The organism is Candidatus Campbellbacteria bacterium (assembly GCA_016699465.1).
GTDB lineage: Bacteria > Patescibacteriota > Minisyncoccia > Phycocordibacterales > EsbW-18 > EsbW-18.
Map to the genome: position 1 here is coordinate 417761 of CP064977.1, position 15926 is coordinate 433686.

Genomic DNA, 15926 nt, shown 5'->3' on the forward strand with positions numbered 1-15926 from the left:
AAAGAAATTATAAAAAATTAGTAAAGAATTTATAAACTAACCATGAACTACTTAATTTACGGCCGTGTCTCTACCTCTCGTCAGGCCGAACGAGAATTGAGTATTCCGGCTCAAGTGAAAGCGTGTCAGAAGTACGGCATGGATCACGGTTGGAATCTTGCACCTGATGGCATCTACGAGGAAAAGGGTGAATCAGCTCGAACGGTTGAGCGTCCTCAGCTTCAGAAAATGCTTCATCGGGCAAAGACTGATAACAAGGTCGATGCAATCTTAATGCACAAACTTGATCGTATGTGTCGCAACGTTGCGGACTACGCCGCAATAAAGATGATGCTCAAAAAGCACGACGTCCGACTGATCTCGGTGGTCGAGCAATTTGATGAGTCTTTCTCCGGAGAGCTGGTCGAGAACATCATGTCATCGATCGCTCAATGGACGTCCCAGAACATCAGCTGGGAGGTCAGGAAGGGTCTTAAAGAGGCCGTAGAGCGTGGCAGGTTCCCCGGATACGCACCAATCGGCTATATGAACGATCGGAAGACCAAATCCCTGATCGTGGATACTGTTCGAGCACCATATGTGAAGCTGGGGTTTGAGCTTTATGCGACAGGCAAATTTTCTTACTACACACTCGGTGACGAATTGGCAAAACGAGGTCTCAAGAGCAAGGCTGGCAAACGTGTCTCAAAAAAAGGCGTTGAGCGGATGCTTCAAAATTCGATCTACTACGGTCTTATAAAAACACGATCAGCTACCAATCAGGCAAACTTCCCGTCACTCATCACTAAGAAACTGTTTGATGACGTACAGGAGATCATCGCCCAGCACAATCACTATGCCGATCGGTCTCGCAAACACACCTTTCCGCTTACTGGCTTTATGCGATGTGGTTACTGCGGTTCTATGTTGAGTGGTCAGGTAAAAAAGGGTCATCTGTACTATAACTGCTCTCACCGGCGTGATGCCAAATGTCCGGAAAGAAAGTACACACGATCAGAGCTTATCGAAGAGCAGGTCGTGGCGTATCTCTCACGAGTCGAGTTGCCACCTAAGTTCAAGACGGTCTTGGATGCGTACTTCCAGCACTTCGCAAAAGAGCGTATGGATCAGGAGGAAAACGAACGCAAAAGCATTAAGCATGACCTGATCAGAGTGCAACAGCAGATCCGTAATATTGTCGTGGATCGCTCAAAACGCATCATTGACGCAGAGGTTTTTATAAAGATTCAGGACGAGCTTCTTAAGGAGAAAGAGATGTATCAAGATCGCTTGGCCGAGCTCGAGGGTAAGTCAGACAAATTCGTGCAGAAATTCAATGAGCTTCTCGACTTCACGGATCACGCCGATGAAGTGTACCAAAAGAGTGGCACTAGTCAGAAGCGAACGGTACTAAAGCTTTGCATTGAGGGGTTCACAGTCAGAAATCAAAAACTGACGCCGATATGGACGCCAGTCTTTGATGTTCTTATGGACTTACAATTGTCCAAGTTCGATCCCCCAAAAGTCGGCGGCAAGGGTTCTAAAACCGCCTCAAAAACCCTTGCCGTACCTAAGGTTCTAACTTGGACATCTGGCGGAGAGGGAGGGATTCGAACCCTCGGACCAGTTTCCCGGTCAGCATCTTAGCAGGATGCTGCATTCGACCGCTCTGCCACCTCTCCAGGTGTCTCGGAAAAGGCTCTGCCACCCTTCCAGTTCGCACAATGTACCACGTTTTTGACGCTATTTCTACAGACATTCACCTATTCATTCTATAGAATAGAGATGCTGTGAGTATAAAAAAGTTTCGAAAAACAGTATGGAGTTATTACCGCCAACACGGCCGTATATTGCCATGGAGAAAAACACGCGACCCCTACAAAATCCTTATGTCGGAAATCATGCTCCAACAAACACAAGTAGACCGTGTTGTTTCAAAGTACACAGCGTTTACGAAACAATTCCCAAATTTCAAAACACTCGCAAATGCAAGAACGTCGGATGTTATACAAGCATGGCAAGGTCTCGGATATAATCGCCGAGCACTCAATCTCCAGCGCTGCACGCAAGAAGTCGTACAAAAATACAAGGGCAAACTTCCATCATCGTATACTGAGCTAGTTTCCCTTCCTGGAATTGGACCATACACCGCAGGTGCGATCATGGCATTTGCATACAACAAACCTATTGCATGTATTGAGACAAATATTCGAGCAGTGTACATCCATCATTTTTTCTCTCCTACAAAAAAAGTATCTGACAAAGAATTACTACTGTTGATTGAACAAACACTTGATACACAAAATCCACGCGAATGGTACTGGGCGCTCATGGATTATGGTTCCTATCTCAAAAAAACACTTCCCAACCCTGCTCGACGCAGTACACACCACACAAAACAAAAAATGTTTAAAGGTTCTAATCGACAGTTGCGCGGAAATATACTGAAACTAGTATCTCAAAAAAGTATCTCTGAAAAAAAACTTTTCGCTGAAATACAAAGAAAGCCAATTGAAATACGGGGCGCTCTTACAGCACTTACAAAAGAAGGATTTATACAAAAGAAAGGGGCAAACATTTCTCTTATATAAGAAAAGGCCGTGTTCGGGGTCGAAACCCCGAACACGGCCTGCTGTCAGAACGTCCAGATTGTCGAGACGGTCGGCGTCGCCGGGATGGCGAATCGCCCACTTCGGCTGTCGCTCTCCGACCGGAGGAGCGATAGCTTCAGCTTCATCAGCCGCCCCTGATACGAAACACTCGGCTTGGCGTAGATTGAATATCGTTCCTTGTCGGAAGCGATCACGCCACCCGACATCCCGAGGACCCACGGCCCCTTCTCGTACACGTACGACATCTCGCCGTACGCGTACAGACGATCGCCGTCGCCGTAGGCCGTATGGTAAACGCCGACATACTGCCACCCGAGCTCGGTTGACCATCCACCACGAAGTGTTCGACTGAACGAACCCAGCGGGCCGATGAAGGTCGAGGACTTTCCGCCTCGGTACGGCGGAGCGTAAAAAATCTCTACGCCCGCCTTCCCCGACCACTTACCCAGAGAAAACTTCCTCTGAATGATGGGATCGATGAAGTGGGCCATGACGCCGGCATCGTGCGTCCCGAGGGCTTTGACACCCAAGAGGAACACGTCCCAGTTGTCGTCAGCGTACGTGAGCGACAACCCCGCGATGGGATCGTCGCTCGCCACGGAGCCGAAGGACTTGAACGCGGATCGCGAAGACCAACTGGTCTCCAGCGTCCACAGATCGTCCTTCTCGAGCACCGTGACTGGAGCGATGTTCACCCCGGTCACCAGGTTCGTGGTCATGGCGAGCTGGTCGCCGTTGACCTCCTGACCATGCGCCGCGATGGCACAGGCCAGAGGCCAGCCCACCAACAGCGCGAGGACGATCCACAGTAGAGGCTGTGCGGTCTTCTTGTTGACTCGAGCAACGAGGGCCGTGTTCAGACTCTTCACTTTGCCACCTCCTAGGTTCCCGTTCGACGATGTGTCGAAACGTGTTTTCTGTATATTAGTATAGCAAAAATAACGTATTTGTCAACACCTAGAGATCTGTTTGTCAAAATACGCTTGTAATTCTTATACAAATTACAAGTGGCTTGCTTCAAGAGCCCGATTAATCTCAATGAGCGCCCTACGATGTGTGGGAGCAAATAAAGAAATGTGCTCAGAGGAGAAGTGGTACGGTGGGGACAAATGTTGTGTATATGCAGAATCACCTTGGACGTAACCGAGTTCATGGAGAATGCGCAATACCAGAAGAACTTCAAATGAAGCTATATTGTCTTGTGTGACCTCAGGACCAGCGAGTGCAGAGAGTCCATCCCACACCAAATCAAACAAAACACTTCCTTGTTCTTCATCGACGATAAGTCGACGAACAAGGTGGAGTACCCGAATGGCAAGCATTCTTTTTGTCTATCTTCATGTTCAAAAAAAATTGATGAAACAGGCGTAACGTTAGTGATACGCCACCCATCACGAGATCGGACAAGCGATACATCTGACACAGAAGAAAATTGCAAACCATATCGATGACGAGAACGTCCTTCGCGTGATGACTGACAACGCGCAAACACCACGCCCATATCGGCGGTAAACAAACGATAGGTACGACTCGCCTCACCGACGTTATACGCGCCGAGAACAATTGCCTTTGTATGATGCTTGGAATACATAAAACTAAATTCGAAATACGAATATCGAAATTCGAACCAAATTCAAAATCCTAAGTCTTAAAGTTTTAAACATTTTGAACATTCGCATATTCTTGCTTGTTTCGAGTTTCGTGCTTCGATATTCGTGCTTAGTGTATATTGAAAATATAGGATTCCTCCCCAGTGTCTCCAATGGAAACAGAGAGATCTGTAAGATTTGTTGTCTTCATGAGTGCTTCTTTGTATTCCTCAATAAGTTTTTTTCCGTCTTCGTTTGTAACAACAGAAAGTGCCGGAGCATCTGACGCAGTCAATCCTACTGTTTTTCTAAAATCTTGAATAGCACGCATCAAATCACGGACACTTCCTTCTTTCTGCAATTCAGGCGTCACCACGGTATCAAGCTCAACATCCCAACCTGCGTCCTCTTTGAAAAAGACTTCTTTTACATTTACTTCATCGGAAATCAACGCAACAAGTTCTGGAAACTTTTGTAGCGTAAGATTTCCACCTCGAAGTGTCAGCGATGCGAGTGGCTGACGCACTTTTACTCCTGCTGTCATACGTGCCTCAAGAGCCCGCGACGCAACATCTCGTGTTTTCTGCATGTTTTTTACAATCTCTTTTTCCTTCTTTGATTCATGACCAAATATTCCAGTATCTGCTTTTGGCCACGTCTCCAAGTGCACGCTTTCTAACTCACCGCCAATGGAAGTATATATTTCTTCAGCAAAGAACGGTGCAAATGGTGCCAGTATCTGAGCAAGTGTTTTCAGTACATGGTGTGTCGTTGCAAGTGCCTGTTCCCTATCCTCAACATTTTCTGACTTAAATCTCTCTCGTGAACGGCGAATGTACCACGTAGAAAGATCCTGAACAAAATCTCGAATTGCACGCGTAGGTTCAAAAACATGGTACGTCTCAAGACCTTGCGTTACATCAGCAACAAGCTCATTGAGTCGCGTCAAAATCCACACATCAAGAACACGTTTGGAGACTGGAGACTGGAGACTGGAGACTGGAGCTTCATCCTTGTACATCTCATAGAACTTCACCACATTGCGAGTAATCGTAAATACTTTTTTTGATACCTCATCAACTGTTTTTTCATCAAAGTTTTTTGAATCACCTGGTTGATTCACGGAATACATCCAAAAACGAATGACATCAACTCCGTATTTTGCTATTGCCTCCCATGGATTCACCACGTTACCAATCGACTTACTCATCTTTTTACCTTTTGCATCCAAAATGTGTCCAAGGCAAATAACATTTTCAAATGCGCGCCCTTTCCCCATGAGAGCACCCACAGCATGCAGTGTGTAAAACCACCCGCGCGTCTGATCAATTGCTTCAGAAATGTACTGCGCAGGATATCCTTGCCCATCAATCCATTCTTTATTTTCAAAAGGATAGTGATCTTGTGCAAATGGCATAGCGCCTGAATCAAACCATACGTCCATCACTTCAGGAGTACGCTTCATGCGTGCAGTACATTTTGGACACGTCACCTCTACCTCATCGATGTATGGCTTGTGTAAATCAATATCAAAGGTGTCATTGTGTGGAAGTGGTACAAAGCCAAATTCAAGCACGTGTGCAAGTTCAAGTGGTGTTGTTGCCATAATACGCTCAGCACGCGCATCATCTGCACCTTCCAAAATTGCTAGAACAGTAGAAAAACCGATTCCGTGAGTGACAACAATAATGTGTTCATCCTCATGCCGACTATCAATGTCATACAAAAACTCTGCAAAACGTCGTCGAGCATCTGCATAACTTTCCCCATTAGGAAGCGCATCAGTATATCTATATCCATTCGCTTTTCTAAACGCAAACACTTCTTTGTGTTGTTTGCCATTAAAATCACCATACCCGAGCTCTCGCAATCGCTCATCAACAACAATGGCATCCGGAGATATACCGAGCTCTTGTGCAAGAATATTTGCCGTCTCACGAGTTCGCACAAATGGCGACGTGTATAGTGTCGTCACTTTTTCTTTCTGAATTTTTTTACTTGCGTGCACAACCTGCTCTTTTCCTTTCTCCGTTATGTGATCTGGTCCATTTGGATCTGCACTCGCAGTGTCTAACACATTATTCTGCGCTTCTCCGTGCCGAACAAACGTAAATGTATTTCCACGGGACTTTGTAATCTTTTTGAGATGTTCAATAGATGATACGACTTCCGTGTGATGACAGTGCTCACAATTCCAGACAGGTAATGGAGTTCCCCAGTACCTATCACGAGAAAACGCCCAATCTTTTACCTCACGAAGCCATTCACCAAAACGTCCTTCTTTAATATGTTCTGGTACCCAATGAATTTTTTATTTTCCTTAACTAATTCATCACGCAACTCCGACATGCGAATGTACCACGAATCCCGCGCATAGTAGATAAGTGCCGTATGACAGCGCCAACAGTGTGGGTATGTGTGTTCAAATTTTTCTTTCTTAAATAAAAGATTTCGTCCTGCCAAATCTTTAATAACTTCAACGGCAGTTGATTCATCACGCACAAAGAGTCCTTCATAGAGCCCTGTGCCTTGTACAAAATGCCCCGTCTCATCTACAAGATGCCACTTCGGCAATCCAACCTTGTTTCCCAATTCAAAATCTTCCTGTCCGTACATCACCGCAGTGTGCACAATACCTGTACCGTCTGTTGTCGTCACAAAATCCGCAGAGTACACCTTGTACGCATTCTGCATTTTTTCTTTTTCAGGGCCAGAAATAAGCGTGTTCAAAAATGGAAAAAGTGGTTCGTACGTAAGACCAATAAGTGCTTCACCTAAACATTCTTCAACAACTTCATACCCTTCACCCAACACAGAAAGTCGATCCCTTCCAAGCCACAAAAATTCACCACCATGAGAAACTTTTACATACGAAATTTTTTCTCCAATAGCAAGACCAACGTTTCCAAGAAGTGTCCACGGCGTTGTCGTCCATGCAAGTAAGTATGTATTTTCTTCTCCTACAAGTGCAAACTTCACATACACCGAAATATCTTTTACATCTTCATATCCCTGCGCGAGCTCATGGCTTGAAAGTGCTGTCCCACAACGCGGACACCACGGGAGCACTTTGTAATCCTTATAGAGAAGTTCTCGCTTGTGCACATGCGCAACAATATTCCACAACGACTCCATGTAACTTGAGGTGTATGGAATGTAGGCATCATTCAAATCAACCCAGTACCCAATGCGCTGTGTAAATTCTTGCCACTCATCAATGTACTTCCACACGCTCTCTTTACACTTTTGATTGAATCGATCAATACCATATTCTTCAATTTGTTTTTTTGAGGTCAGACCAAGCTGTTTTTCAACTTCAATCTCAACAGGAAGCCCGTGTGTATCCCAGCCCGCTTTTCGGCGCACATGAAAACCACACATCGTCTTGTAACGAGGAATAACATCTTTAAAGGCACGCGAGATAAGGTGGTGAATTCCTGGACGACCGTTTGCTGTTGGCGGACCTTCGTAAAATACAAATTCACCTTCAGGAGAATCCTTTGCGAGTGTTTTTTGAAAAATATCTTTCTCTTTCCACTCTCGTAAGATTGCCTCTTCGCCTTTTGCTACATCACTTTTCTCGTATTCTGTCTGTTCCATACTACCCATACTAGCAAAAAAAACGACCTTTTAAAACGTCCGCGCAGGTGACACCTGTTACATCTTTTCAGGAGTTGAAATGCCGAGTATGTGGAGGCCATTTTCAAGCACTGTGGAAAGCGTCTTTGTCAGAGCAACTTTGTAAGGTGCATGCGGATTGTTTGTGTCAACAATTTTCTCTTGCGCGTACCATGCGTTAAATGCACCCGAAAGTTCAGTTACATATTGCGAAATATACTGCGGAGCATACCCACGGAGCGCGAGGAGTGTTTTTTCAGGGAATCGAGACACCATGCGTTCGAAATCAGAAAGTTCCGGGCGCTCTCCATCACACGATCCGACAATGTGCGCCTCAGCCGCCTTCTGTAAAATAGATTTTGCACGCACAAGCGTGTACTGAATATACGGACCTGAATCACCTTCAAACGACAATGATCGCTCTGGATCAAACGTGCTATTTTTTTCTGTTCCCTGTTTCAGTACCATGTACTTAATAGCACCGACCGCAACCGCATTCGCGATTGCGTCTGTCGTACCAACTCCTCGCTCACTCACCTTTTCCTGCGCGCGATGTATCATATCTTGCAAGAGCGACTCACCAGTAATTACATTTCCTTTTCGTGATGACATCTTTCCTGTCGTCAACACCATCATGCCGTGATGTATGTGTTTGAATCGTCCTGTAAATTCTGGACGAAGCAGTTCAAGAGCTTTGAATACGACGTTAAAGTATTGTTCTTGCTCGACAGCGGTAATAGTAATACTTTCATCAAATGTACATCGGTCCATTTTAAGCACCGCAAGCCCGAGCTCCTTCCCTTCATACGTAAGCACTCCTTCTTTTGTAATAAAGACACGAGTATGGAGTCCGTGCACCTCTCCCGGAAACACAATTGCACCTTCACTTTTTTGAAAAATTCCTTTTTCTAAACCTTCTTCGACTAATGCTCTTCCCGCTTCAAGTGTTTGACTCTCAAAAAAGTATTCATCGAAGCGTGTCCCCAACAGTGCGTATATTTCCTCAAACGCCTTGAGCGATGCTTCTCGCCCTTTCTGGTACATATCCTCAACACTCGTGTCGTGTGTGTACACTTTTTTATTTATTTCCACAATTTCTTTTTGTGCAGTCTCATCTGTCTCATACATCTCATGTCCATACGCGTATGCTTTTCCAATTTCAGGAATATCTGTCGGATCAACATTTCGTTTCATCATGCCCCACAACGCTTTTGCAACATGTAACCCAACATCACCTTGGTAATTTGCGCGAATAACGCGCGCTCCCGCATTTTCAAAAATACGCGTAAGCGTTTCACCAATGGTGTTACTCATCAAGTGTCCAATATGAAATGGTTTGAATGGATTTGGTTGTGTGTACTCAACCATGATTGTTTTTCCAGAAAATGTTTCATTCGTTCCGTACGCAGTCCCTTGTTTTAAAATAGTTTCTAATTCGTGTACAAAAAAATCACGTGAAAGTGTGAAATTAATGAACCCCGGGCCCGCCACTTCAATTTTTTCAACTCCCTCTACCTGTGCGCTCAACAGATGTTGCACAATTTTTTCTGCTACCGCACGAGGATTTTCACCAACCTGTTTCGCAAGTGCAAGTGCCACAGTACACGCAAAATCACCATGCGCCATTTCAGCTGGACGTTCTAAAACAACCACGGCTGGAGGATATCCGAGCGCTTCACATGCATCTGTAATTTTTTGTATCAACGCTTTTTCAAGCACATGTGTATTGTATCATCTCGCCCGCAATTGACAGAAATACATTCTGGCGTATGCTCTCGGTTAGACCATGTTCTCAAAAACAAATGGAGGAAACGCAATGCTAACTCCTGGGATTATCGTTCCCGGAAGAGTGTGTCGTAAATGCGGTGCACAAATCAAGTGCTACGCACCGTCCAGAGCAAAATGGTCATATGAGTGCACAAAATGTGCCCACGCACACACAGATCTCAACGTCGTTGGGTATCTGATATTACCGGCACACCAACAACACCCTCAAAAAAAGCGCCTATGAACGAGTAATCCGTACACCGCCCGAGCAGAATATGCTCTGGGCGGTTTTGTCTTCTAACAAACTTTTTGATTATACAAACGACTCAGGTACGGGAAAGCGTTCTGCAAGATCTTGTATTTCCTTGTGTACTTTTTCTTTTACGTTTGTATCTGTGTGATGTTTCAAAACAGTAATCATACGCTCTGCAACAAATCGACACTCTTCTTCTGAAAACGTGCGCGTTGTGATTGCGGGCGTGCCGAATCGAATCCCTGACGGATCAAGAGGTTTGCGCGTGTCATCAGCAATGACATTTTTATTTACAGTAATACCCACTTCATCGAGTGCGCGCTGCGCTTCGTCACCTGTTACACCAAGCGAACCAAACACATCCGCAAGAATAAGATGATTGGATGTCCCCCCACCTATCAACCGAATATTTTCTTTCAAAAACACATCTGCCATTGCCTGCGCATTTTGCACAACCTGTTGTGCATAGATAGAAAACTTTGGCGACAGTGCTTCGCCAAATGCAACCGCCTTTGCTGCGATCACGTTCATATGTGGGCCACCCTGTAACCCAGGAAAGACCATTTTATCTATCTTTTTTGCAATCTCTTCATTATCTCGTATCAAAATCATCCCACCACGCGGACCACGTAATGTTTTATGTGTTGTTGTCGTCATCACATCAAAACCAAAATCAAATGGATTCTTCACCGCCTTCCCCGCAATGAGCCCCGCAATGTGTGCAACATCCATCACAGCAAGCGCACCAACTTCTCGAGCAATCGAAACAAATTTTTCATAATCCAACTCACGCGAATATGCCGAGTATCCAGCGAGCAACATTTTTGGTTTTTCTTTGAGTGCAGTTTCACGCAGTGCATCGTAATCAATTTCACCCGTTTCAACATTCTTCATTCCGTATCGTACAAATTTAAAAATTTTTGTGATTGCTGTCACAGGATGTCCATGTGTTAAATGACCTCCGTGCGACAAATCCATTCCGAGAACAGTGTCACCTGGTTCAAGAAGCGCAAAGTACGTTGCAATGTTTGCTGGGGCGCCAGAAAGTGGTTGTACATTTACAAAACCTGCACCAAATAATTTTTTTGCACGCTCAATCGCCAACACTTCTATCTGATCAGTAAATTCTTGACCACCGTAGTACCGCTTACCCGGATATCCTTCCGAATACTTATTTGTCATTACTGATGAGAGTGCCTCACGAACCGCGCGAGAGACATAATTTTCAGACGGAATAAGCTCAAGCCCTTCCACTTGCCGTTGTTCTTCTCCTTGAAGAATTTGATATATTTCTTCGTCTTGTTTTTTAATATATGACATAGGATTTAGAGTAAACGTTTAACATGTTTCCAAATTGCTTCTTCCACTTTTTCTCGCGAGTCATTTGCGTCCACCATAAACCAGCCACGTTTCTCAGCCAGAGCATGATGCACCGAACGAACTTTCTGCATCAATACATCATCGCTTTCGTGTTTGTGTCCTTCTTCCTTTCCATCAAGGAATCGTTCACCATCCATGAACACACAGAGATCTTCCGAGAGCAAGTGGCTGTTGAGTTCCTGAAGAAATGCTTCATCAACACCTGCTCCAACCCCCCAAGCTATTCCCGTTCCAATATAATCTTCAACTACAATCCATTCGCCACTTTCAATACGGTCACGTAATACGCTGTCGTATTGTGTTCTATTAAGAATTTGCAAAATTTGAAACTCACGTGCAGATAAGTTGTGTGGATTTCCATTTCGAAGATACGCGTTAATCATTGGACCTGACGGTGGAAGTTCATACAATGGGTATTTAAGATAGTGTGCCTGCTTCCCTTCGCGCGTTAAATGCTCAACGAGCACACGCGCCTGTGTTGTTTTTCCAAGATTGTTGATGCCGTATAAGGCGATGAGTTTTCCACGCATAAATGTTTTTATTTTTTCGAGAAAAAATCGTCAAACTGATGTCCAACACTATTCTCTGGGTTATTTTTATTAAAAAACTTCTCACTCCTTTCTAAAATGCAGACTTTCTCAATACCCCCATCAATCATTACATTCCAACATGGCTCACAACACCACCAATGCCCCCACAAATACAGAGTTGCTCCTGCGATATCATTACCTTTTGCCCGAGCATCTGCAAGAGCGCGTTGTTCACTGTGATTTTTTGGGTGACACCCTTCACAGAGTTCATACCCTTGTCCTGTTGGAATGTTTTGTTTTACTCGCTCACATTCGTGACTTTTATGATACTCGCTTCCATTTGCTCCAAAACCTATAATCGTATTATTTTTCACAAGAATACTCGCATTCGGCATAACCGCGTCAAGTGACTGCGAAAAAGCAAAAAGTTTGGCAATCTGCATATATGAATTTGACAAAGAAACGTATTCGAATTCCCTGTTTTTTGGCATATATGGGTACGCTATTTTTTCCATACTGTCATCGTAGCAAAAGAAGTGATTTCGAGATAGTATGTCTGCATGTCTCGTTTTGATGAAATCTATAAAGACACACTCTCCCAGATTATGACAAGGGGGGTTCCCGAATTAAATGCTAGAACTGGACACGAAACACGAGCATTACCAGGGGTTAGCTTTGTGTTAGATGTAGAAAAAGATGGATTTCCACTCCTTACGCTCAGAAAGATACCTATAAAACTTTTTATTGCTGAACAAGTTTGGTTTATATCAGGTAGCAGAAAACCTGAAGATTTTCTTGGAACATTTACGCATATTTGGGATGATTTTACGAACCCAGGAAATGTTGTTACTGTTGCCTATGGATATCGTTGGAGAAAACACTTTGGCAGAGATCAGCTTAGTCTTCTTGTTGAACTCTTAGAAAAAGACCCCAGTTCTCGTCATGGAGTTATTGTTACGTGGGATCCTGCACAAGATGGTCTCGGCGGAACGCAAAAAGCAAATCTGCCCTGCCCGTATACGTTCACGGTAAATATCATCGGCGGTAGGTTAAACCTACATAATATGGTTCGTTCAAATGATATGTTGCTTGGCTTTCCCCATGACGTGGCAGGGTTTGCACTACTTCAATGCATTCTTGCGCAACGACTCAATGTGCGTGTCGGTGTGTACTCACACAGCATCTCTAACGCACACGTATATGATACTCACTATGACGGTGCGTACGAGATGCTTAAGCGACCAACAAATCATAAACAGATCTCATGTACTCTTCCTCAAAAAACATTTGAACGAGCCGAAAAAAAAGATGTAACACTTGTAGAGGAAATCGCCAACATGTTCTCCGAACAGTACACACCACAACCTCCCATTACTGGATTACATATAGTATTATAACCATCTATGTCAGTACTTATCCAAAAGAAATTATTGAGAAAATAAAAAAAGGTGAGATTGTTTTTAGTCCACACCTAGATACTTTCCAGTTACAAGCGCATTCGGTTGATCTACGACTCGGTTTTACGTTTCTTGTACCAAAATCCTCACGTATGACACCAAAAGGACGCGAGGCACTACTCATTGATCCCTTGGCGGAAAAATACGACGCGCGATACTTTGATGTCATCGAACTTGAAAAGGGCCAGTACTTTGAACTACTTCCTCAAGAACATGTGTTAGTATCGAGTTTCGAAAGTATTAAAGTTCCTGATGATTTAATGGCCGTTCTTTATCCACGCTCTTCAACAAATAGAAAAGGTATGTCGGTTGATTTGACGGGCATCATCGATGCGGGATACGAAGGACAACTTACTATTCCAGTACGAAACAATACCCGCTCGCAAGTAATTCGCCTGTATCCAGGAGAGCGTTTTTGTCAGGTTGTATTTGAATCACTCACTGAAAGAGTTACCCCGCGTAAAAGCCGATACCATCAACGTGACATTATTGAAGGTACCGCGTCTGAAGAAATGCAAGAAGTTGATCTTATTAAAACGGGTGAGATTAAAAAACTTAAAGAAACGTTCCCTGTTATAAAGGGTTATGCCCATGATGAATCAGAGTAAGATAAGCATCATTGCAGCCATAGGAAAAACAACCCATGCACTTGGCAAAGACGGTGCACTTTTGTGGCGTATTCCAGAAGACATGAGACGTTTTAAGACACTCACCATTGGCCACACTGTCATCATGGGCCGAAAGACGTGGGAATCTATACCAGAAAAGTTCAGACCGCTTCCAGAGCGTACCAATATCGTTATCACAAAAAACACTGCCTACAGTGCTTCCGGTGCACTCGTTGTACATACGTTCAATGAAGCGCTCGATGTCGCACAAAAAAACGAAAGGACGGAAATATTTATTATCGGTGGAGCACGTGTATATGAAGAGGCGTTGTCTAAAAGTTCTCGGCTGTACCTGACACTTGTTGATTCTGATACACAAGGTGATGTATTTTTTCCAGATTATTCTACGTTCACAAAAAAATCTTTGAGGAAAGACATCTTGAAAATACCCCGCCGTATTCATTTGTAATATTGGAAAAATAAAACACCATCCATGTTGGAGGGTGTTTTATTAAAAGAATGGGGTTTGAAAAATTATTTTACGGTAATTCCCATACTTCGGGCACTTCCTTCGATGATTTTCATTGCTGCGTCGATGTCGTGTGCGTTGAGGTCTGCCATTTTGCGTTCTGCAATTTCGCGGACCTGTGCTTTCGTTACTGAACCAACTGGTTTGAGAGGGTTTCCTGAACCCTTCTCTACTCCCGCTGCCTTAATAAGCAAACTTGAAGCGGGTGGACTCTTGAGAACGAAGTCATAACTTCTGTCTTCAAAAACCGTAAGCACAACTGATACCGTCTCACCTCGCATTGCCTGTGTCGCTGCGTTGAACTTAGTAACAAAGTCACCGATGTTCACTCCAGCTTGACCAAGTGCAGGTCCAAGTGGTGGCGCAGGTGTTGCCGCACCTCCGGCAATCTGTAATTTAAGTGTTTTAAGTATTTTTTTGGCCATATAATTATGTGATTTCCAGACTCGGGAAGCTATGAATCTAGAGATAAAACCGAAAGCGTAACGAGAGAATACTACAGTATTTTTGGGCTTTTTCAAGCCCTCCCTCATTATATTTTTTTGACCTGTAAGAAGTCCAATTCAACCGGCGTTTCGCGTCCAAACATGGACACAAGGATTTTTACCTTTCCACGCTGACGATCAACTTCAGACACACGTCCTTCAAAATCTTTAAATGGACCATCAACAATAATGAGTCGATCATCCTGTTCAAAATCAATAAGGTGCATTGGCATATCTGCCTTCATGCGACCAAAGAGCTCATCAATTTCATCTTGTTTGAGTGGAACCGGTTGCACACCCGAACCAACGAAACCAGTCACGCGAGGTGTGTTACGAACCACGTACCATGAATCATCTGTCACAATCATATCCACAAGAATGTATCCTGGGTACACCTTCTCTTCTTCTTCAACACGCTTGCCACGTTTTACTTTTATTTTTTTCTCAGTAGGAACAAGCACGTTAAAAATTTTATCCTCCATACCAAGAGATTCCACTCGCTGTTTGAGGTTGCGCACCACGGCATCCTCGTATCCAGCGTACGTGTGAATGGCATACCAGTTACGTCCTTGGTCGTGTTGCTTTTGAACTTTTTGTTGATTCATAGTGTTATGTGAAAAGTTGGCAATGTGTTTCCCTTCAATCCCTAATTAGATAAGAAACTTCTGGACCAAGAATGTAAAGAGTGCATCAAATGCACCGAGGTACGCTGCAGTGAAGACAGAAATCGCCACAACGACAATTGTAAACGCAATTGCTTGTGCGCGTGTTGGCCAACTCACATGTTTGAGTTCTGTTTGGGTGTCTTTAAGATATTGAATGAAACGTGACATAGGTGTGATGTGACATGTAACGCACAACATGTAACAATACTTTTTGCTACACAATACGTGCTACATGTTTCGTGTTTCTGGTAATTAAAAACCCCTCGCGGGGCCTTTGTGATTAGTATAGTACACCTCCAACTAGAGATAGTCAACTGGTATAGAAAAGCGCCCCGATCGAAGTCGGGGCGACAAGAAAAACGCCTAAGAGAAACCCACGGATCTTGGAGGAAGTGGAGTCCGTCCCCGCAATGGAAACGCGCAAGGAAGCTTTCGCCTCTTGACCACCGGCCAA

At 44.1% G+C, this 15926-nt stretch carries 15 protein-coding genes, 1 tRNA gene and 3 pseudogenes; 6 read left to right on the plus strand and 13 right to left on the minus strand.

Going from position 1 to position 15926, the window contains the following annotated elements:
* Positions 1-42: 42 nt before the first annotated feature.
* Both IPJ70_02310 and IPJ70_02315 read left to right on the plus strand, forming a co-directional pair.
* A pseudogene (locus IPJ70_02310) lies at positions 43-498 on the plus strand (recombinase family protein).
* Between the two features lie 207 nt (positions 499-705).
* A pseudogene (locus IPJ70_02315) lies at positions 706-1029 on the plus strand (zinc ribbon domain-containing protein).
* Positions 1030-1571: 542 nt separating this feature from the next.
* Here the strand turns inward: IPJ70_02315 and IPJ70_02320 are convergent.
* Positions 1572-1661, minus strand: a tRNA-Ser gene (locus IPJ70_02320).
* A 207-nt stretch (positions 1662-1868) separates the two neighbouring features.
* Between IPJ70_02320 and IPJ70_02325 the strand changes: the two genes are divergently transcribed.
* Positions 1869-2570 (plus strand): A/G-specific adenine glycosylase, encoded by a 702-nt coding sequence (locus IPJ70_02325; GenBank protein QQR82103.1) that lies wholly within the window; start codon positions 1869-1871, stop codon positions 2568-2570.
* Between the two features lie 44 nt (positions 2571-2614).
* Here the strand turns inward: IPJ70_02325 and IPJ70_02330 are convergent, their stop codons facing one another.
* The 9 genes and pseudogenes from IPJ70_02330 to IPJ70_02370 all read right to left on the minus strand — a co-directional run bounded on the left by IPJ70_02330 (position 2615) and on the right by IPJ70_02370 (position 12243).
* Entirely contained in the window at positions 2615-3460 is an 846-nt protein-coding gene (locus tag IPJ70_02330; protein ID QQR82104.1) for a hypothetical protein, read from the minus strand.
* Positions 3461-3780: 320 nt separating this feature from the next.
* The gene (locus IPJ70_02335; protein QQR82105.1) at positions 3781-4182 is read right to left on the minus strand and encodes a recombination protein O N-terminal domain-containing protein; all 402 of its coding nucleotides are present in this window, start codon (positions 4180-4182) and stop codon (positions 3781-3783) included.
* A 128-nt stretch (positions 4183-4310) separates the two neighbouring features.
* Positions 4311-6257: a class I tRNA ligase family protein gene (locus IPJ70_02340; GenBank protein QQR82106.1), complete on the minus strand. Its 1947-nt coding sequence runs from the start codon at positions 6255-6257 to the stop codon at positions 4311-4313.
* Positions 6258-6311: 54 nt separating this feature from the next.
* Positions 6312-6488: pseudogene (locus IPJ70_02345) on the minus strand (class I tRNA ligase family protein).
* Entirely contained in the window at positions 6428-7780 is a 1353-nt protein-coding gene (locus IPJ70_02350; GenBank protein QQR82107.1) for a class I tRNA ligase family protein, read from the minus strand. Before IPJ70_02350 ends, IPJ70_02345 begins: the two are co-directional and overlap by 61 nt.
* A gap of 57 nt (positions 7781-7837) precedes the next feature.
* Positions 7838-9517 (minus strand): arginine--tRNA ligase, encoded by a 1680-nt coding sequence (argS, locus tag IPJ70_02355; protein QQR82108.1) that lies wholly within the window; start codon positions 9515-9517, stop codon positions 7838-7840.
* A 361-nt stretch (positions 9518-9878) separates the two neighbouring features.
* Entirely contained in the window at positions 9879-11138 is a 1260-nt protein-coding gene (locus IPJ70_02360; protein ID QQR82109.1) for a serine hydroxymethyltransferase, read from the minus strand.
* Between the two features lie 5 nt (positions 11139-11143).
* Positions 11144-11728: a hypothetical protein gene (locus IPJ70_02365; protein ID QQR82110.1), complete on the minus strand. Its 585-nt coding sequence runs from the start codon at positions 11726-11728 to the stop codon at positions 11144-11146.
* Between the two features lie 8 nt (positions 11729-11736).
* A complete protein-coding gene (locus IPJ70_02370) occupies positions 11737-12243 on the minus strand; it encodes a hypothetical protein (protein ID QQR82111.1) in 507 nt (168 codons plus the stop codon).
* Positions 12244-12288: 45 nt separating this feature from the next.
* Between IPJ70_02370 and IPJ70_02375 the strand changes: the two genes are divergently transcribed.
* Genes IPJ70_02375 through IPJ70_02385 form a run of 3 tightly spaced genes read left to right on the plus strand, consistent with a single transcriptional unit; the run spans position 12289 to position 14262 of the window.
* On the plus strand, positions 12289-13125 hold the full coding sequence (locus IPJ70_02375; GenBank protein ID QQR82112.1) for a thymidylate synthase: 837 nt from the start codon (positions 12289-12291) through the stop codon (positions 13123-13125).
* Positions 13107-13793, plus strand: a complete 687-nt coding sequence (gene dcd, locus IPJ70_02380) for a dCTP deaminase (GenBank protein ID QQR82919.1) — start codon at positions 13107-13109, stop codon at positions 13791-13793. The genes IPJ70_02375 and dcd overlap by 19 nt, the downstream gene beginning before the upstream one ends.
* Positions 13777-14262: a dihydrofolate reductase gene (locus IPJ70_02385; GenBank protein QQR82113.1), complete on the plus strand. Its 486-nt coding sequence runs from the start codon at positions 13777-13779 to the stop codon at positions 14260-14262. The genes dcd and IPJ70_02385 overlap by 17 nt, the downstream gene beginning before the upstream one ends.
* Positions 14263-14327: 65 nt before the next feature.
* On the opposite strand, the gene rplK is transcribed toward IPJ70_02385, so the two are convergent.
* The 3 genes from rplK to secE form a co-directional block, all read right to left on the minus strand.
* Positions 14328-14747, minus strand: coding sequence for a 50S ribosomal protein L11 (gene rplK / locus IPJ70_02390; GenBank protein QQR82114.1), 420 nt, complete (start codon positions 14745-14747; stop codon positions 14328-14330).
* A gap of 107 nt (positions 14748-14854) precedes the next feature.
* On the minus strand, positions 14855-15412 hold the full coding sequence (gene nusG, locus IPJ70_02395) for a transcription termination/antitermination factor NusG (protein QQR82115.1): 558 nt from the start codon (positions 15410-15412) through the stop codon (positions 14855-14857).
* Positions 15413-15457: 45 nt separating this feature from the next.
* The gene (gene secE, locus IPJ70_02400) at positions 15458-15640 is read right to left on the minus strand and encodes a preprotein translocase subunit SecE (protein ID QQR82116.1); all 183 of its coding nucleotides are present in this window, start codon (positions 15638-15640) and stop codon (positions 15458-15460) included.
* Positions 15641-15926: the final 286 nt, after the last annotated feature.

Coding starts and splice junctions, on each gene's coding strand:
- IPJ70_02365 (QQR82110.1), bottom strand. CDS start 11,728: ATGCGTGGAAAACTCATCGCCTTATACGGCATCAACAATCTTGGAAAA.
- secE (QQR82116.1), bottom strand. CDS start 15,640: ATGTCACGTTTCATTCAATATCTTAAAGACACCCAAACAGAACTCAAA.
- rplK (QQR82114.1), bottom strand. CDS start 14,747: ATGGCCAAAAAAATACTTAAAACACTTAAATTACAGATTGCCGGAGGT.
- nusG (QQR82115.1), bottom strand. CDS start 15,412: ATGAATCAACAAAAAGTTCAAAAGCAACACGACCAAGGACGTAACTGG.
- IPJ70_02375 (QQR82112.1), top strand. CDS start 12,289: ATGTCTCGTTTTGATGAAATCTATAAAGACACACTCTCCCAGATTATG.
- IPJ70_02370 (QQR82111.1), bottom strand. CDS start 12,243: ATGGAAAAAATAGCGTACCCATATATGCCAAAAAACAGGGAATTCGAA.
- IPJ70_02360 (QQR82109.1), bottom strand. CDS start 11,138: ATGTCATATATTAAAAAACAAGACGAAGAAATATATCAAATTCTTCAA.
- IPJ70_02385 (QQR82113.1), top strand. CDS start 13,777: ATGATGAATCAGAGTAAGATAAGCATCATTGCAGCCATAGGAAAAACA.
- IPJ70_02335 (QQR82105.1), bottom strand. CDS start 4,182: ATGTATTCCAAGCATCATACAAAGGCAATTGTTCTCGGCGCGTATAAC.
- IPJ70_02325 (QQR82103.1), top strand. CDS start 1,869: ATGTCGGAAATCATGCTCCAACAAACACAAGTAGACCGTGTTGTTTCA.
- IPJ70_02350 (QQR82107.1), bottom strand. CDS start 7,780: ATGGAACAGACAGAATACGAGAAAAGTGATGTAGCAAAAGGCGAAGAG.